Source organism: Phaeobacter cretensis (genome assembly GCF_047372505.1).
Classification (GTDB): Bacteria; Pseudomonadota; Alphaproteobacteria; order Rhodobacterales; family Rhodobacteraceae; genus Phaeobacter; species Phaeobacter cretensis.
In genome coordinates this window covers 3524142-3542684 of sequence record NZ_JBKBEU010000001.1, presented here as the reverse complement: position 1 = coordinate 3542684, position 18543 = coordinate 3524142, and the positions used below count along the sequence as shown (strand labels likewise).

Annotated in this window: 16 protein-coding genes; 10 read left to right on the top strand and 6 right to left on the bottom strand. The window is 56.4% G+C overall.

The window, feature by feature from the left end; genetic code table 11:
- Positions 1-44 precede the first annotated feature (44 nt).
- The 8 genes from ACEWZM_RS16770 (at position 45) to ACEWZM_RS16735 (ending at position 8960) form a co-directional block, all read left to right on the top strand.
- Positions 45-422: a MerR family transcriptional regulator gene (locus tag ACEWZM_RS16770; RefSeq protein WP_414007522.1), complete on the top strand. Its 378-nt coding sequence runs from the start codon at positions 45-47 to the stop codon at positions 420-422.
- Positions 423-794: 372 nt separating this feature from the next.
- Complete coding sequence (locus ACEWZM_RS16765) at positions 795-1196, top strand: MerR family transcriptional regulator (protein WP_414008066.1); 402 nt, start codon at positions 795-797, stop codon at positions 1194-1196.
- A gap of 82 nt (positions 1197-1278) precedes the next feature.
- Positions 1279-3060: an acyl-CoA dehydrogenase C-terminal domain-containing protein gene (locus tag ACEWZM_RS16760; RefSeq protein WP_414007521.1), complete on the top strand. Its 1782-nt coding sequence runs from the start codon at positions 1279-1281 to the stop codon at positions 3058-3060.
- Positions 3061-3167: 107 nt separating this feature from the next.
- Positions 3168-3380: a hypothetical protein gene (locus ACEWZM_RS16755; protein WP_414007520.1), complete on the top strand. Its 213-nt coding sequence runs from the start codon at positions 3168-3170 to the stop codon at positions 3378-3380.
- Between the two features lie 65 nt (positions 3381-3445).
- Entirely contained in the window at positions 3446-4597 is a 1152-nt protein-coding gene (locus ACEWZM_RS16750; protein ID WP_414007519.1) for an acyl-CoA dehydrogenase family protein, read from the top strand.
- A gap of 277 nt (positions 4598-4874) precedes the next feature.
- A complete protein-coding gene (locus ACEWZM_RS16745; protein ID WP_414007518.1) occupies positions 4875-5513 on the top strand; it encodes a glutathione S-transferase family protein in 639 nt (212 codons plus the stop codon).
- Between the two features lie 10 nt (positions 5514-5523).
- The gene (locus ACEWZM_RS16740) at positions 5524-6735 is read left to right on the top strand and encodes an acetyl-CoA C-acetyltransferase (RefSeq protein ID WP_414007517.1); all 1212 of its coding nucleotides are present in this window, start codon (positions 5524-5526) and stop codon (positions 6733-6735) included.
- Positions 6736-6758: 23 nt separating this feature from the next.
- The gene (locus tag ACEWZM_RS16735) at positions 6759-8960 is read left to right on the top strand and encodes a 3-hydroxyacyl-CoA dehydrogenase NAD-binding domain-containing protein (RefSeq protein WP_414007516.1); all 2202 of its coding nucleotides are present in this window, start codon (positions 6759-6761) and stop codon (positions 8958-8960) included.
- Positions 8961-9141: 181 nt separating this feature from the next.
- Here ACEWZM_RS16735 and ACEWZM_RS16730 read toward each other — a convergent pair whose 3' ends face one another.
- On the bottom strand, positions 9142-9831 hold the full coding sequence (locus ACEWZM_RS16730; protein WP_414007515.1) for a Hint domain-containing protein: 690 nt from the start codon (positions 9829-9831) through the stop codon (positions 9142-9144).
- A 164-nt stretch (positions 9832-9995) separates the two neighbouring features.
- Positions 9996-10661 carry a sulfotransferase family 2 domain-containing protein gene (locus ACEWZM_RS16725; RefSeq protein ID WP_414007514.1) on the bottom strand — a complete coding sequence of 222 codons (666 nt, stop codon included), beginning with the start codon at positions 10659-10661 and terminating at the stop codon, positions 9996-9998.
- A 136-nt stretch (positions 10662-10797) separates the two neighbouring features.
- Between ACEWZM_RS16725 and ACEWZM_RS16720 the strand changes: the two genes are divergently transcribed.
- A complete protein-coding gene (locus tag ACEWZM_RS16720; RefSeq protein ID WP_414007513.1) occupies positions 10798-12426 on the top strand; it encodes an AMP-binding protein in 1629 nt (542 codons plus the stop codon).
- Positions 12427-12538: 112 nt separating this feature from the next.
- The gene (locus ACEWZM_RS16715; protein ID WP_414007512.1) at positions 12539-13549 is read left to right on the top strand and encodes a hypothetical protein; all 1011 of its coding nucleotides are present in this window, start codon (positions 12539-12541) and stop codon (positions 13547-13549) included.
- A gap of 102 nt (positions 13550-13651) precedes the next feature.
- Here the strand turns inward: ACEWZM_RS16715 and ACEWZM_RS16710 are convergent, their stop codons facing one another.
- From ACEWZM_RS16710 to ACEWZM_RS16695, 4 genes are all read right to left on the bottom strand, one after another.
- Positions 13652-14965 carry an SPOR domain-containing protein gene (locus ACEWZM_RS16710; RefSeq protein WP_414007511.1) on the bottom strand — a complete coding sequence of 438 codons (1314 nt, stop codon included), beginning with the start codon at positions 14963-14965 and terminating at the stop codon, positions 13652-13654.
- 259 nt (positions 14966-15224) lie between these two features.
- Positions 15225-15857: a uracil phosphoribosyltransferase gene (gene upp / locus ACEWZM_RS16705; RefSeq protein ID WP_414007510.1), complete on the bottom strand. Its 633-nt coding sequence runs from the start codon at positions 15855-15857 to the stop codon at positions 15225-15227.
- Positions 15858-16012: 155 nt separating this feature from the next.
- Positions 16013-17233 carry a phosphopentomutase gene (locus ACEWZM_RS16700; RefSeq protein ID WP_414007509.1) on the bottom strand — a complete coding sequence of 407 codons (1221 nt, stop codon included), beginning with the start codon at positions 17231-17233 and terminating at the stop codon, positions 16013-16015.
- Positions 17233-18543 (bottom strand): thymidine phosphorylase, encoded by a 1311-nt coding sequence (locus ACEWZM_RS16695; protein WP_414007508.1) that lies wholly within the window; start codon positions 18541-18543, stop codon positions 17233-17235. The genes ACEWZM_RS16700 and ACEWZM_RS16695 overlap by 1 nt, the downstream gene beginning before the upstream one ends.

Below are 18543 nucleotides of genomic sequence, written 5' to 3'. Positions count from 1 at the left end.
CACCTGCCTGTTGTGATTAGTTTGCCCTTAAGGGAGATTTGGGAATGACCGAACAGAAATTGTCATTCAAGGAGATGTGCAGCGAATTCGACGTGACCCCGCGCACGCTTCGCTACTATGAGTACATCGAATTGTTGCAGCCGGACCGCGAAGGCCGGTCCCGTTTTTACGGAGCCCGTGAACGCGCGCGAATGAAGCTGATCATGCGTGGACGCAAGTTCGGCTTTCAGCTTGAGGAAATCCGCCAGTGGCTCCTGATTTATGAAAATGAGGGCGATGAGGCACAGAGCCGCGCTTTTGTAGAGATGGCTGACCGGCAGATGGGAGAGCTGCTCAAACAACGTGAGCAGTTGGATGAGGCCCTGCAAGAGCTTCACGATCTGCGGGCTACCACGCTAAACTTGCTGGCACAGGACGCCTAACGACGCCCCGCAAATGAGCAGATTTCAGATGGTTTTGAAAACTTAAGCGCTCCGCCAGACCGGTGGAGCATTTATCGTTTTTGGGGGTGTTCGGTGGTTTCACGATCGCTAAGCAAGGACCCTCTCCGGACAAACCGGACATATTTCAGGCAAAAATTCCGGCTTTATTATCTAGGAAATCCGATGGAAACCCAATTTTATGGGTCATATATCAATATCAAGGTTTAAGCGACGTTACGTCATTTAACCGGATCCTACGTCACCTAAGAAAGTGACGCAGCGTTCGACTTACGTCAACGTCAACTTATTGTTGTAAACGTTTGGCAAGCTGCTCAACATAGCCTCACAACCTTTCAGTTATGAGTTACGATGATGACCGATGAAACCAAGACAATCCGCCAGATGTGCGATGAGTTCGGCGTTACGCCGCGCACACTACGGTTTTACGAAGCCAAAGAGTTGCTGTTTCCGATCCGCGAGGGTCAGAAACGCCTCTTCACAAAACGCGATCAGGCGCGGCTCAAACTGATCCTACGCGGCAAGCGGTTTGGCTTCAGCCTTGAGGAAATTCGGCAACTCCTGAACCTCTATCATATGGGTGACCAGCAGCTAACGCAGCTGACCCGCACCTATGACATCGCCTGCGAACGTCTCGCCGATATGGAACGCCAGCGCGATGAGCTGAACGAGGCAATCGATGATTTGAAAGAGCAACTGCGTTGGGGCGACCGCGTGATCGCTTCGATGAGCGCCAAACAAGAAGCCGCGGAATAGACCGCGACTTTCATTATGTGCCTGTCCCCGATGCGGGATCGGCGATCCAGACAGACACCGCAGAACCACAGCGAGGACCGCGATGCCCAGTTATACCGCCCCGATCAAAGACACTCAGTTCATCTTGCACAATGTTCTCAAGATCTCTGAAACCGCCATTCCAGGCTACAACGAGCTGGATGTCGACTTTACCAATGCCGTGCTGGAAGAGGCTGGCAAGATCTCGAGCGAAGTTCTGCACCCTCTGAACACCGTCGGCGACACTGAGGGCTGCCGCCTCGAAAACGGCGTGGTCTATACTCCGACCGGTTTCAAGGCTGCGTTTGAACAAGTCAAAGAAGGCGGTTGGACTGGTCTGGACATGCCGGAAGAGTACGGCGGTCAGAACATGCCCTATGTTATGGGCACTGCAGTGGGCGAGATGTTCTCGGCTGCGAACCAAGCCTTCACCATGTATCAGGGTCTTACTCATGGTGCCGCCTCTGCGATCCTGGCACATGGCACCGACGCACAGAAAGACACCTACCTCCCCAATATGGTGTCCTGCGAATGGACCGGAACCATGAACCTGACCGAGCCTCATTGCGGCACCGATCTGGGCATGATGCGGACGAAGGCGGAGCCGCAGGATGATGGCAGCTACAAGATCACCGGCCAGAAAATATTCATCTCGTCGGGCGATCACGACATGGCCGATAATGTCATCCATCTAGTGCTGGCTAAAATCCCTGGTGGTCCCGATGGTATCAAAGGTGTCTCGCTCTTTATCGTGCCCAAGTTTCTCGTGAACGAAGACGGCTCACTGGGTGAACGCAATGGCGTTTCAGTTGGCAAAATCGAAGAAAAGATGGGCATCCACGGCAATTCGACCTGTGTGATGAACTACGACAGTGCAACCGGTTACCTTCTCGGCACCGAGCACAAGGGCATGCGCGCCATGTTCACCATGATGAACGAGGCCCGTCTGGGCGTTGGTATGCAAGGTCTGGCACAGGCCGACGCCGCATACCAGAACGCGCTGGACTACGCCAAGGACCGCCTTCAGGGCCGCGATGTAACCGGCGCTAAAAACCCAGAAGGGCCCGCCGATCCGCTGATTGTACATCCCGACATCCGACGCAACCTTATGGATCAGAAGAGCTTCGCCGAAGGGGCACGGGCCTTTATCCTGTGGGGCGCGAAGATGATCGATCAGGCGCATCGCGCCGAGGACAAAGACGCCGACGGGCTGATCTCGCTGCTGACCCCGGTGATCAAAGGCTTCCTTACCGATCAGGGTTACGACATGACCGTTCAGGCCCAGCAAATCTACGGCGGCCACGGTTACATCGAAGAGTGGGGCATGTCGCAGTACACCCGTGATGCACGTATCGCGATGATCTATGAGGGTGCGAATGGCGTCCAAGCGCTTGACCTCGTTGGCCGAAAACTGGCGCAGGACGGCGGCAAACATGTCATGGCCTTCTTTGAGATGATTAAGAACTTCTGTAAGGAAAACGCCGATTTATCTGAGTCTTACAGCAAGGAATTCATCGATCCTTTGAAAGCCGCTTCAAAAGATCTGCAGGCGGCAGGCATGTACTTCATGCAAAACGGCATGACCAATCCAAACAATGCGCTGTCGGGGTCTTATGACTTCATGCACATGTTCGGTCACGTCTGCCTTGGATTGATGTGGGCAGAGATGGCCAAAGCAGCACAGACTGAACTTGACGCTGGGTCTTCTGACGCCGCGTTCTACGAGACAAAAATCGCAACCGGACGCTATTACATGGCACGTCGCCTGCCCGCGACCGCTCTGCACCTCAGCCGCATTCAGACTGGCGGCGACACGGTGATGGCCCTGACTGCGGATCAGTTCTAAGCACCGGCCCGCGGGGTGTCCTGTCGGAATTTTCGGACAGGATTGGCACGAAAAAAACGGGCGGTCCTGGTGCAAGCTTCCAGGGCACCCAAATCGGAGGAGAGACAATGCCCAAACGCTTTCGCCTCACGCGTCGCCTTCCGGTCGCTATGACCGAAGACGGCTATCGCCGGTTGCGCCGATTTTCTCAGGAAGCGGGGCTCGACGAAGGTGAGGCGTTGTCTTTCCTGTTTGAGAATTTCGACAGCGTTACCGACAACGAGAACCTGACCCACCGGTTGCGGCTGTTCAACGCCGAGCTTGAGGATCGTAAACGATAGGTCGCATCTCACGACCACTAGACAACAGATGCCTTAAGGCACGTTTTAACACCAAGGGAATTTCCATGAGCCCAGAGCACAAATCCAGCTGGATGACCGACGAACACCAGATGCTGGCTGACATGACCGCACAGTTTATCACTCGCGAATGGGCTCCCAAATTCGAGACCTGGCGCAAGCAAGGCATGATGGATCGCTCCACTTGGAACGAGGCTGGCGCGCTCGGTTTGCTGTGCCCATCCGTGCCGGAACAATATGGTGGCGTCGGCGGTGATTTCGGTCATGAAGCCGCAATCCTGATCGAGGGCAGCCGTGCCAATCTGGCCAGCTGGGGCCAGGGTATCCATTCTGGTATCGTCGCGCATTACGTGCTGGCCTACGGGACCGAAGAACAAAAGCAGCGCTGGCTGCCCAAGATGATCACAGGCGAGATGGTCGGTGCCCTGGCTATGACCGAACCCTCCACCGGCTCTGACGTACAACGCATCAAAACCAAAGCAATAAAAGACGGCAATGCCTACCGGCTGAGTGGTCAAAAAACCTTCATCACCAACGGCCAGCATGCGAATTTGATCTTGGTCGCTGCTAAGACTGATCCCTCCTTGGGATCAAAGGGCATCTCACTGGTGGCAGTGGAAACCGATGATGCCGACGGCTTCAGCCGTGGCCGCAACCTGGACAAGGTCGGCCTACACGCGGCTGACACGTCTGAATTGTTTTTCGACAATGTGGAAATAGCCCCGGAGAACATCCTGGGCGGAGACGAAGGTCAGGGCTTCTACCAGATGATGCAGCAGCTTCCTCAGGAACGGTTGATCATTGCCTGCGGCGCTGTTGGAGCTATGGAAGGCGCGGTAGAACGCACCATCGCCTATTGCAAAGAGCGCGAGGCCTTTGGTGGCCCCCTCACCCAGTTCCAGAACACACGGTTCAAACTGGTAGAATGTAAGACAAAAACCAAGGTAGCGCGCGCGTTTCTAGACGAGTGTATGGTCGAACATCTTGCTGGCCAACTGTCCGTAGAAAAGGCCGCCATGGCCAAATACTGGATCACCGACACGCAGGGCGAAGTGCTCGATGAATGTGTTCAGCTACATGGTGGTTATGGCTTCATGCAGGAATATGCCGTGGCCGAGATGTGGGCCGATGCCCGCGTTCAGCGCATCTACGGCGGTACCAACGAAATCATGAAGGAACTGATTGCGAGGTTCCTGTGACATTGACAGCGTCATATAGGGCAGCGGACCAGGAGCGCCTCCGGCGGGAGTGTTTGGGAAGAGATGACAGGATGGGACACGCCTGCTCCCGAGCTGTTCGCCTAATGGGCGGACGCGCCGTCACCTTTCGCGGCCATCGGCTCTCCAACCTGTACCGCAGCGTCATTTTCTCGCCATCAACCTTAATTCGGGGTGAACGCTCCGTCATCTTTCCACAAATACTCCACGGAGGTGTGGGCGTGTGAACCCCCACTGAAACGACAGCCGGAGAACATATATGAGCATAAAACTATACTGCTTCGGAGAAAGCGGCCATTCTTACAAATCGGCACTGGCGCTAGAGATGGCAGGGATTGAGTGGGCTCCCGTTTTTGTAGATTTTTTCAGTGGCAGCACGCGCGGCGATACCTTTCGCAGCGACGTCAACGAGATGGGAGAATGCCCGGTTCTTGTAGATGGCGATCTAACACTCAGCCAATCCGGGGTCATCCAGCAATACCTGTCGGAGACCTATGGCAAGTTCGGTGGCAAAACACCTGAGGAAAAGCGAGAAATCTTGCGGTGGCAACTTTGGGATAATCACAAACTCTCCTCCAATGCTGGGTTGTGTCGGTTTCTGATGAACTTCATGCCAGCTGGCAATCGCCCTGCCGAGGTAATCGCGTTCCTGCAAGGACGCTTGAAAGCTACCTATGCCATTTTGGACAAACATTTGGATGGGCGTGATTGGATTGTCGGTGGCGGCGTGACCAACGCGGACCTAACCTGCTGTTCTTATCTCTATTACCCTGAGCCCTTCGGATTTGACCGTGCCGAATGGCCCCATATTGATGCTTGGCTTTCGCAGCTGAGCGCACAACCGGGCTGGAAAGCCCCTTACGATCTAATGCCCGGCAACCCGTCGGACCGAGCCTGAGGAGACTGATATGACCGAAGCTTACATCTACGATGCCGTGCGCACCCCGCGCGGCAAGGGCCGCAAGGATGGATCGCTGCACGAAGTGACCGCCGCACGCCTCTCCGCTGTGGCACTGAACGCGCTCAAGGAGCGTAACAATCTGGAAGGTCACGCCGTTGAAGATGTGATCTGGGGCAACGTTACCCAAGTCGGCGAACAGGGTGCCTGCCTGGCGCGAACAGCCGTTCTGGCCTCAGACCTGGATGAATCAATCCCCGGCGTGTCGATCAATCGCTTCTGCGCCTCTGGCTTGGAAGCCGTGAATATGGCCGCCAACCAAGTACGCGGGCGTGCTGGCCACGCCTATATCGCGGGTGGCGTAGAATCCATGAGCCGTGTGCCCATGGGCATGGATGGTGGTGCAATCGCCGTTGATCCGGCAATCGCTATCGATAACTACTTTGTGCCGCAGGGCATTTCCGCGGATATCATCGCTACAGAATACGGTTTCTCGCGCGATGAAGCCGATGCTATGGCCGTTGAATCTCAGCGTCGTGCCAAGGCTGCTTGGGACGACAACCGCTTTGCGGGCAGCATCGTTCCTGTGCGTGACATCAATGGCCTTACGATCCTCAACCATGATGAATACATGCGCCCCGGTACCGACATGCAATCACTGGGTGGTCTGAACCCTGCATTCCAGATGATGGGCGAACAGATGCCCGGCTTTGACAAAATCGCCATGCTGAAATACCCGCATCTGGAGCGGATCCACCACATCCATCACGCGGGCAACTCTTCCGGGATCGTGGATGGCGCTGCTGCCGTTCTGATCGGCGACAAGGAATTCGGCGAAGCTATGGGCCTGAAGCCACGTGCACGCATCAAGGCAACCGCCAAGATTGGCACCGACCCAACCATCATGCTGACCGGCCCCGTTCCTGTTACCGAGAAGATCCTGCACGACAACGGCATGGAAATCGGTGACATCGACCTGTTTGAGGTCAACGAAGCCTTCGCAAGTGTTGTGATGCGGTTCGAACAAGCGTTTGACGTGGATCATGACAAGGTGAATGTCAACGGCGGCTCCATCGCAATGGGGCATCCACTGGGGGCAACCGGCGCAATGATCCTCGGCGCTTTGCTGGACGAGCTGGAGCGCAGCGACCGTGAGACCGGTCTTGCGACGCTGTGTATCGGGTCCGGCATGGGCGCGGCCACCATCATCGAACGCGTGTAACCCAGGCGGCAGGAGAATAAGATATGTCTGATTTCACAATGACAAAAGACGCCGACGGCGTCGCGATCATCACTTGGGACTGCCCTGGCAAAACCATGAACGTTCTCAATGGCCAGGCCATGCTTGACCTAGATGGGCTGGTTGATGACGCCTTGGAGGACGATGCCGTCAAAGGTATCGTCATCACTTCTGGCAAGAAAGATTTTGCCGGAGGCATGGATCTGAACGTGCTGGCCAAAATGAAAGAAGATGCTGGTGACGAACCAGCGCGCGGTCTGTTCGAAGGCATCATGAAAATGCACGAAGGTCTGCGCAAGATTGAACGCGCCGGCATGGATCCTAAGACCAACAAAGGCGGCAAACCTATTGCAGCCGCGTTGCCTGGCACCGCTGTTGGTATCGGTCTCGAACTGCCGCTCTCGACACACCGCATTTTTGCTGCAGACAATGCCAAAGCCAAGATTGGCCTCCCGGAAATCATGGTTGGAATCTTCCCCGGTGCAGGAGGCACCACCCGCCTGGTGCGCAAAATGGGCGCGATGGCCGCTGCCCCCTTCCTGCTAGAAGGTAAGCTGGTCGATCCCAAGAAAGCCAAAGGCGCGGGCATTGTGGATGAGGTTGTCGAGGATCCGCTGGCTGCAGCGCGCGCTTGGGTTTTGGAAGCAAAGGACAGCGACATCATCAAGCCCTGGGATGCCAAAGGGTATAAAATGCCCGGCGGCGCGCCCTACCACCCTGCGGGTTTTATGACATTCTTGGGGGCTGCGGCGATGGTTCACGGCAAGACCTTTGGTGCGTTCCCCGCAGCCAAAGCGCTGCTGAGTGCGGTCTACGAGGGCGCACTGGTACCATTTGATACCGCCCTGAAGATCGAAGCACGCTGGTTCACCAATGTCTTGATGAACCCCTCTTCTGAGGCCATGATCCGTTCCCTCTTCCTCAACAAGGAAGCACTGGAAAAAGGCGCGGTACGCCCCGCCGGTATAGAAGACCAATCCGTCAAGAAGATCGGCGTTCTGGGAGCGGGCATGATGGGCGCTGGGATCGCTTTGGTGTCAGCTCAGGCCGGAATGGAAGTTGTTCTGATCGACCGGGATCAGGAAGCCGCCGACAAGGGCAAGGCCTATTCCGAAAGCTACCTCGATAAAGGGATCAAGCGCGGCAAGGTCACAGCCGACAAAAAAGAGGCGATGCTGTCATGCATCACCGCGACGACAGATCTCGACCACCTAAAGGGGTGTGATCTGATCATTGAAGCGGTTTTCGAAGACCCTGACATCAAAGCCGAGATGACAAAGAAAGTCGAGGCCATCGTCCCCGACGACTGTATCTTCGCCTCCAACACGTCGACGCTGCCGATCACCGATCTGGCAGAGGCCAGCGTGCGCCCTGAACAATTCATCGGCATTCACTTCTTCTCGCCGGTTGAAAAAATGTTCCTGGTAGAGATCATCAAGGGTGAGAAAACAGGTGACCGTGCGGTGGCTAAAGCGCTGGACTACGTCCGTCAGATCCGCAAGACACCGATCGTGGTCAATGATGCCCGGTTCTTCTACTGCAACCGCTGCATCATCCCTTATGTGAATGAGGGCGCGCGTATGATCACTGAAGGCGTCGCCCCAGCGCTGATCGACAATGCAGCCCGCCAGCTGGGTTTCCCTGTCGGTCCGATCCAGCTCACTGATGAGACATCGATTGACCTGGGTGCCAAGATCGCACGCGCCACCAAGGCAGCGATGGGGGATGCTTACCCGGCAAGTGCAGCGGATGATCTGATCTTCTGGATGGAAGAACAGGGCCGTCTGGGCCGCAAATCCAATGCGGGGTTCTTTGACTACGACGATAAAGGAAAGCGTCAGGGCTATTGGGCCGGGATGCAAGAGAAATACCCGCTGGCCGATGAACAGCCTAACCTGATCGAAGTGCAGGAGCGCCTGATGTTTGCGCAAGTTCTGGAGGCAGTGCGCGCGTTGGAAGAAGGTGTTTTGATGGACATCCGGGAAGGCGACGTCGGCGCTATTCTGGCCTGGGGCTTTGCGCCTTGGTCCGGTGGTCCGCTCAGCTGGCTGGACATCATCGGTACGCCTTATGCCGCCGAGCGCTGCGACCAGCTAACAGCGAAATATGGCGAGCGTTTCACCTTCCCGCCGCTACTTCGCGAAATGGCCGAAAAAGGCCAATCTTTCTATGGTCGCTTTAGCCCGGAGGCCGTGAAGGCCGCCTGAGCGGGATAGGTCCTTTCCTGAAAACGAGAAAAGCGGCGCCTTTCCAAAGCGCCGCTTTTCACATGAAGATAACATTGCAAGTAACCTTTTTGAAACGAAAAAACTGATTCAAAACACGGTCACGTCCAAAGCATGCTCTCTATGAGTCTAGTCTTTTTGGGATGGTAGCGATCAGCCTGTCTTACGCTGTCATCGCGTATTCAGCTGCCCCATCACCACCTGGTCCCATCGGCAAATTGGTCGCCCAAACGCCTTCCTCAGTGATCATATCAATGATCAATTCACGAGCGGTGTTTGGCTCTAGCACGCGATACAGATCTGGCCGCGCATGTGTGTCAAAGGACAAGATATCGCGCGGCGATACGCAAAAGCCCAGAAGGCCTGCTTCCAGATAGATCACTTCATCCTGAGCAAACCGCGGTACGATGATTTCAAGTCGCGTGTCAGGCTCTGAACGGCGAATACCGCGATAGCCTTCCAACGCGCAGGCTGGAACAACGCTAAAGGGGTCGCCCTGCTCGTCACAGGCCAGGTCGCTCTCGATAAGGATACCCTGATCAGGCATCACCCAAAGCGGCGCACGATTGTTCAGCGCATCCTGTGGTAGATAGACAGGGCATGTTAGAGGATTGGGTGCACCGCTGCTGAGTAACAGTGTATCACGGTGGATATCGATTATGGGTTGCATTCCATGGTCAAAGGTCAGGACCATATCACCCACGGTCAGCGCCTCAATCGGACGCCAACCTAAATGAGAGGCCACATGGGTGCCCGACAGGATTCCGCCCTGCCCGGCTGCGACCAACGGGTACTCTGTCGCCAGAGCCTCGGCCATCGGAGAGAGCTTGCGTTTCAGCAGCCAATCCAGCATCGGTTTTCCCTTTCACCAAGGCAGCCATACGTTCTGCATGACCCGTAACGTTACCCGTCCGCTAGGCACCTTGACGCGCGCCCAGGGGAGCGATGTTCACAGAATGAGATCAGAGAGAGCCTATTTGACACGTGCTCCGAAAGATCTGTGATTCCATCGCTCGACTACTGGTCTATCGGTGAATCGTTAAAAGAGTATTCAAACTGGACAAGATCCTCGACGCAGGCCTCTGTTACAGCTGAGCGGGCGCCATCCGAATAGGCATCCTGCCAGGCACGCGGGCGATCCGAGAAATTGGCGCGTGGCAACTGTAGTTCAAAACCCAAATGGTCAAAGAGAGGAGCTGCATCCGTCTTAAAATACTCAAGCCGAATATAACAATCACACTGCTCCACACCGTCAGCGTGACGCATATAAGTACGCGACGGATTGGTACGAAACGCTGCCAGAATTATCGGGTGGCAGGCAAAGTCGGAAAATTCCAAAGCCTTGGCCAATGGCACAGATGGGTGATCAAAGGTCTGCATACGCAGCCAGTGATAAAGGCTAAGCACCCTGTCAAACGGATTGCGTACAAGAGTGAAGGCGAATAGTCGACGCAACTGTACCTCTGGCAACAATCCCTCAATATCCGCCAGTGTCGAATGTTTCCAACGCCGCCCACGCGTTTCTACGCCCTGAAGACGCCGTCTGCGCTTGGTTGCCTTCGGCGTATCCCCCAGCATTATGTCATCAGCCATCGCACGCGCCTCAAGCGCCAGCGACAACGCCGTTCCCCCGGTTTTAGGGATATGCACAAAGACATAGGAACGGCCAGGCGACAGGATCATAAGACAAAGCTAAGCGGTTTAATGATCAAAGAAAACCTCTGCCAACAAAACAAAAATGTCTTACTGCTTTCATTGTATGTAACTTTGCGCAATATCTTGGCGTTGAAGCGCATGAATCATCTTGAGAGGGGACAAAATGGGTTGGATGTCAGACGAGGCCGGGCTGGACAAGACCGCTGCCAATTATGTGCCACTGACGCCGCTGTCGCATCTGCGCCGGGCGGCACAGGTGTTTGCCGATGTCCCTGCGGTTGTCTACGGCAACCACCGTAAAAGTTATGCCGCTTACTACGACCGCTGTACGCGGCTCGCCTCTGCCCTTGTCGGCATGGGAGTACAGCCCGGAGACGTCGTAGCGACCTTGATCCCAAACTTGCCAGCGCAAGCCGAGGCGCATTTTGGTGTGCCTGCTTGTGGAGCGGTTTTGAATACCATCAACACACGGCTCGACATCAGCACCGTCGCCTATATTTTTAATCATGGAGAGGCCAAGGTCGTGCTTGTAGACAGCCAGTTCCTGTCTCTCGCTGAACAAGCCAAAGCTGAGTGTGACGGATCGGGACCTTTGATTATTGAGGTGCCCGATGATCAGGCAGGTTACAAAGCGTCGGGACGGCATCCCATCTATGAGGACATTCTGGCCGCAGCAGCCAATGATTTTGACTGGATCATGCCTCAGGATGAGTGGGAGAGTCTCGCGCTCAACTATACTTCGGGGACCACTGGCCGACCAAAGGGGGTCGTCTATCACCACCGTGGTGCCTATCTGATGACAATGGGCACGGTCATTTCCTGGCGGATGGTCATGCAGCCCAAATATCTTGCGATTGTGCCGCTGTTTCACTGCAACGGCTGGAACCACACATGGATGATGCCGGTTCTAGGCGGAACCCTGATCTGCTGTCGCGATGTCACCGCGCCTATGATCTATAACGCCATTGCAAACGAAGGCGTGACACACTTTGGCGGTGCCCCGATTGTGCTCAACATGCTGGTAAATGCGCCAGAGGAGGAGCGTCGTAGCTTCGAGCACACTGTCGAGGTGTTTACTGCAGGCGCTCCCCCCGCCCCGGCGACGCTAGAAAAGATTGAGGCGATTGGCTTTCATGTCACCCAAGTGTACGGCCTGACCGAAACCTATGGCCATGTCACCGAGTGCCTTTGGAAGGGGGACAACTGGGACGGGCTTGATCAGCAAAGCCGTGCAGAGATCAAGGCGCGGCAGGGCGTCGCCTTCCCAATGATGGACCATATCACCGTGATGTCGGACGACATGCAGCAGATTTCGATGAACGGCAAGGCACAGGGCGAAATCGTGATGCGCGGGAATTCCGTGATGAAAGGATACCTGAAGAACCCAGACGCTACCGCGGAAGCGTTTGAAGGAGGGTATTTTCACTCCGGGGACATCGCTGTGCAACACCCGGATGGCTATATCCAGATCGCCGATCGCGCCAAAGATATTATCATTTCGGGCGGCGAAAACATCTCTTCGGTTGAGGTTGAAGGCGTCCTGATGGGTCACCCGGCCGTGAACCTCGCGGCCGTAGTGGCCAAGCCGGATGACAAATGGGGCGAGGTGCCTTGCGCATTTGTCGAACTGAAACCCGATGCTTCAGTGGAGGCGGCAGATTTAATCCGCTTTGCCCGCGAAACACTGGCAGGCTTCAAAGCGCCGAAACAGGTGATATTCCAAGAACTTCCCAAAACCTCGACCGGTAAAATTCAGAAATTTGAGCTACGACAGCAAGCTAAGGCACTCTAATCAGAGATCTTGAGACAATGCAGCGTCGAACGGCAGCAAAGCCAATTGCTGACGTCGTTACCTGCGTGCTATTTGTTCTGTGAATAATCGACGGTGAGGACGCCACATATTCATGACGGCATTGCGGGAATATCAACGACTGGAAGCAGCCGCTCTTTGGCGTGCGGCCCCCGATGTGCAAAGGCGCGATGTCATTGTCTCGGTTGGCGATGCAACTCTGACTATTGCCGATATGAATGACCGACCGCTGGCGCATTGGTCGCTGGCAGCGTTGGAACGGCAAAACCCCGGTAGTTTTCCAGCCCTGTTCCATCCCTATGGCGACCCAGGGGAAACACTGGAAATCGCCGAAGATGAGACCGCAATGCTGGATGCCATCGATAGGCTGCAGTCTGCCATCACGCGCGCACGCGCGCGCCCCGGCCGCCTTCGTGCTGTGACACTGCTGTCCGGGCTGGCTCTCGTCACTGGGCTGGCAGTTTTCTGGCTACCCAATGCGCTGCTTTCACACACTGTCGACGTCGTACCAGATATCAAGCGCAAAGCCCTAGGCCAGGCGCTGCTTGGTAGAATTGAGCGGGTTTCAGGTCAGGCCTGCACCACATTTGAGACGGCACCCATTCTGGAACGACTGGCGGCGCGTCTGGACGTACGTCAACTGGTGATCCTGCGCAGTGGCGTGGCCAGCAGCCTTTATCTGCCAGGCGGTATTGTATTGCTAAACCGCGACTTAGTGGAGGATTATGAGGATCCCGCGGTGGCTGCAGGTGCCGTACTGGTAGAACGCGCCCGTGCCGTCGAGCGAGATCCGCTGACTGAACTTCTGGCCGCTGGCGGGATCCGCGCGACATTCAGGATGTTGACCACAGGGGAGTTGACCCGCGCTACGCTGGATCGCTACGCTGAAACCGTCATCAGCGCGCCACGTCCAACACCAGATGAGGCGACCACCCTTGCCGAGTTCGCCCGCGCAGCCGTTCCGTCCAGTCCCTATGCCTATGCGCAGGACATCACTGGCGAGACGGTGCTTGGCCTGATCGAGGCAGATCCAATGGCCGGGCGTGAGCTACAGCCTGTTCTGAATGACCGCGACTGGGTCCAGTTACAAAGCATCTGCGGCTGACGCGAACACCAGCTACGCTGACTTGCGAGGGCGCCACACTGTTGCCTGCACCGTAAGCAACTCGACAATCGCAAGTCGCACAGCTGCAGCCAACACGGTTGATTACTTGCTGCTCAACCGCGCGCCCGAAAATCCTGCAGAGCGGACCTTGGACAGTGCCGATTGTGCAGCGTCACCAGCCGCGAACGGCCCTGCCAGCACAACCTGCAACAATTGACCATTCCGGCTCACGCGCCCCATACGCACCGGTAATCCCCTTTGACGCAGGCGTTGAGCGACCGCTTCCGCTTTTGTAAGATCTGCAAGTGTTGCCGCCCGCACATAGCGTGACGTAGATTGCCGTCGCACCTGTGTACCATCTGGTTGTGCCGACCGTGTCGAAAGGCGGGTGACAAAAATATCTTCATTCACTTCCGCCGGAGCCACTTCAGCTTGCTGTCTCTGGCCGGTTTCGAGTGTCAGCACAGGTCGATCAGCAGGACGGCGAATACCGTTCTGTGGGACAGTACGCGTCCATATCCCAGTCTCCTGAGGACCACGGTTCGGATTATTGCGATCCTGCCGTGTCACGCGCGCATAGCCTGACGGCACACCACCATTGGCACGTGCGAGGACAGTGCCCAGCGACATCTCAGCCCGGCGCGGGTTGAGCCGATCATCTTCCCAAACCCGGCGATAGCCCTTGGGCACCTGCAAGCCACGACTTAGCTGGCGTTCCTGATAGACATGTTTCGGAACCACCCGGGTATTTGGATCAAGGACAGTCGACAGCCCTACCCCACCATTCTGCGGTCCGCACCTAACGTTACCTGTTTGTTTGATATATTGCTTGCTCAGCGCAGATGCTCCACGGCAGCGATCATAACCCTGGCTTGTGACAACCTCGGTGCTCGGAATAACTGGCGCACGGTAGGCATCGTCCAATACAGGTTGGCGGCGCGGTGTGGTCCGCCCAGTTGCAGCAACGCGAGCAGGCACGACCTGCCGCACTGCGCGGCGTTGAGGTTTCGTAGTGGTCACACTGCGAGGCGGGGCCGTGGCAATCACTGTGGGTGTCGATGTTTCGGTTGCAGCACCGCTCTGTATACCGGTCGCACGCGGCTCTGCAGGCAGGGTGATCAGTTCTGGCGTTGTTGCAGATGCCGATCTTGGCACGCTTGGCGCGGCCGCGACCTGCGTCGGCTCGAAGCCACACAATTGTTTCCGGCTACGGGTGACACGGGGCACCCAAGTGACGTTGCCGTCGATGCCCGCCCGGATGAAAACACATCCACGGCTATCGACATACTGCTTGCCTTCGTAAGAGGACGGCGGGAACTCAGCTGGGGGCTCAGTGGTACGGATCGTCTGCGCTTTGGCCCCGCCAAAGCCAGCCACCGCGATCAAGGCACTTGCAATAATTCTAGTAAGTGTCATCGGAAAGCCCCACAAGATATGGCGGTAGGATGCCCGAAAACCGAATCTTAGTAAAGAAGGCTTTGCCCGAATTTCCGCAAGATCTCAGAGACATCCCGGTGCGAACTTCCAAGCATATTCTACCGGTTCTACGTCACTCGAATGAGTAAAAGGCGCCTGCTCCCAGACGCCCCATTTACCAATCCTGCACGCCGAGACGCTGTTTCATTAGCACCGATCACCCCAACGTCATATTGACGGCAGCTGCCAATCCGAACGCTTACTTTGTACCAAACATCCGGTCACCAGCGTCACCAAGACCCGGCAAGATATACCCCTTCTCGTTCAGCTGACGATCGAGGGACGCGGTCACGATAGGTACATCCGGATGCAATTCCTTCATCCGATCCACCCCTTCGGGAGAGGCCAAAAGACAGAGGAACCGGATATCATTTGCGCCTGCTTCTTTCAGCAAATCAATGGCCGCAGCCGAACTGTTGCCGGTCGCGAGCATCGGATCAACCGCAATCACCAGACGGTCCTTCAACCCTTCGGGCGCCTTGAAGTAATATTGTACTGGCTGGAGAGTTTCCTCATCCCGATAGAGGCCCACGAAGCCGACGCGCGCCGATGGGATCAGCTCCAGCACGCCATCCAGCATACCATTTCCAGCTCGCAAGATGGACACCAGCGCCAGTTTCTTACCTGCAAGAATCGGCGCTTCCATCTCTTCCATCGGCGTATCGATGGTTGTCGTCGTCAGCGGCATTTCGCGGGTGATCTCATAGGCCAGAAGCTGCGTGATCTCACGCAGCAAGCGCCGGAACCCGGCGGTCGACGTGCCCTTGTCCCGCATCAAGGTCAACTTGTGCTGCACCAGCGGGTGATCGACAACGGTCAGATGATCGGACATTCGGCACTCCTTTCAGGGAAATTATAACTCTCTTAGTCTTTGCCCCTCAGGGCAGGCAAGGTGGATCTGCAGCGATCGGATACAAAATCACCCATATACAAACCTGGGCCGTGACCGAGGCTGGATACACCCTCTTCTTTTCTACGGTGGTAATGTTATCCGGACAAAACCGATCTTCCTGGCCCTTGGGCAGGCACGTTCAGATGGTCCGCGACTGTCGCAGCTACATCGACGAAATTAAGACTGCCCAGTTTCCCGATGCCTGCGCCTACCATCAAAACAGGCACCTGTTCGCGGGTATGATCGGTTCCGGGCCAACTTGGATCATTGCCATGATCCGCAGTTAGGATCAGCAGATCATCAGGACGCAACTGCGTGAGCAGTTTTGCCATCTTACCATCGAACCATTCCAGCGCCCTAGCATAGCCCGAAACGTCGCGACAGTGGCCGTAGAGACTGTCAAACTCCACGAAATTAGCAAAGGTCAGACTGCCCTCTTCTGCAGTGGCCACAGCGTTCTCAAGATGCTGCATCAACGTTGCATCATCCCCTTTTTTCAACGTATCAATCCCTTGCATGGAAAAGATATCACCGATCTTGCCTATACCATGCACGCGCTGCCCGGCATCCTGTACCCAATTGGTCAGGATCGGAGCCGGTGGCGCGATGGCATAGTCACGCCGATTGGTGGTCCGCCGAAACCCCGCCTCTGCAGTGCCAACAAATGGCCGTGCAATGACCCGGCCAACTTTCATCGCATGAAGATAGGGCGCCACTTCCTCGCAGAGCGCCAGCAACCGGTCGAGACCAAAGCTGTCTTCATGGGCCGCTATCTGAAAGACGCTATCACCAGAGGTATAGCAGATCGGAAGGCCCGACTGCATATGCGCGGCACCCTGCTCTGCGATGATCGCCGTCCCCGAGGCATGACAGTTTCCCAGAATCCCATCGGTTCCAGCCGCAGCGCAGACATGTGCCACCAAATCCTCTGGAAAAGCAGGCATCTGGTCGGAAAAATAGCACCAGTCCCAAGGAACCGGCAGGCCGGCCAATTCCCAGTGACCTGACGGTGTATCCTTGCCATTGCTGACCTCACGCGCGGCCCCCCAACGCCCCATAAGCGGACCGCCTCCAAGACCAGGGCAGGGTACGGCAGAGGCATGCGCGATTGCAGCCCCAAGACCACAGCCATCAAGCGTTGGCAGTTTCAGCGGGCCCGTGCGGCCGTCCTCAGCGCGTCCCTCCGCACAGGCCTTTGCAATATGGGCTAGGGTATTGGCGCCAAGGTCGGGCAGATCCCCGTTGAAATACCGTCCAGCGTCTGACGCGCCACCGATACCAACCGAGTCCATCACAACGAGAAAGGCACGGGGCATCAGGAGATCCTCTTGTGGATCAAGGGCGGCAATTCTGGCGCTATATCGGAAAGCTCATAGGCCGCGCGCAGGCTCGCCTCCGCTGCATCGGCCGTGGCCTCATCCGCGGCATGGACAACGCCAATCAGATCGCCCTTGTCTAAATTTGCGCCCAAAGGGGCCAGCTTTGCCAGCCCTACCGATGGATCGACGACATCGCTTTCGATCATACGTCCTCCGCCCAACCGAACCACGGCCATGCCCAGCGCCTCGCCATCAATGTCGAGGACATAACCAGACTGTTTAGCAGTGATGTGGCGTATGACCTGCGCGGTTGGCAGAATGTCCTGCCAGTTCTCTACAAAACCGGTCGGGCCACCCATTTCGGCAATCATCCTGGCAAAACGGGTCGCAACGGCACCGCTTTCGATCGATTCACGGATCATCTTGGCGCCGGCTTCGGCATCCGGTGCCAACCCACCGTGGGCCAATAGCACGCCACCCTGCGCCGCCGTCAGCTCAGCCAGCGCGCCAGTCTGGCCTGAAACGCCGGTCAGCACACGCATAACCTCCGCAACTTCCAAGGCGTTGCCCAGCGCGGGCGCAAGCGGTTGGTTCATATCCGTAATCAATGCTGAGGTCCTACAGCCAGCCGCATTGGCTGTATCACAAAGGCTGCGGGCCAGCGCTTCGGCCTCCTCAAGGGTTTTCATAAACGCGCCCGAACCGATTTTGACATCGAGCACCAAAGCATCAGTGCCTGCAGCCAATTTCTTTGACAGGATCGATGCGGTGATCAGATCCAGGCTGTCGACCGTCGCCGTCACATCGCGGATTGCATAAAGCCGTTTATCCGCCGGTGCGATCTGCGCCGTAGCCCCGACAATGGCACAGCTCACGCTTTGCATCATCGCGACCAGCTTCTGTTCAGAGATCTGTGTGCTGACGCCCGGAATCGCTTCCATCTTATCTAGCGTGCCGCCCGTGTGGCCCAGTCCTCGCCCCGAGATCATTGGAACATAGGCACCGCATTCTGCCAAAGCAGGCGCCAGCAAAAGCGACACACAATCGCCCACCCCGCCAGTTGAGTGCTTATCCAGCACCGGGCCACTCAAATCCCAATTCAGCACATCACCGCTGTCGCGCATGGCAAGCGTTAGCGCGCGCCGCGCATCCACACCAAGTCCCTGCAAGCAAATCGCCATGGCAAATGCACCTGCCTGTGCGCCACTAACATCACCGGTAGCCAGCCCTTTGGCAAACCAGCGCAGATCACCGTCGCTTGGCGTTTCACCCCGGCGCAAACTGGCAATGATGGCGCGCGCATCCAT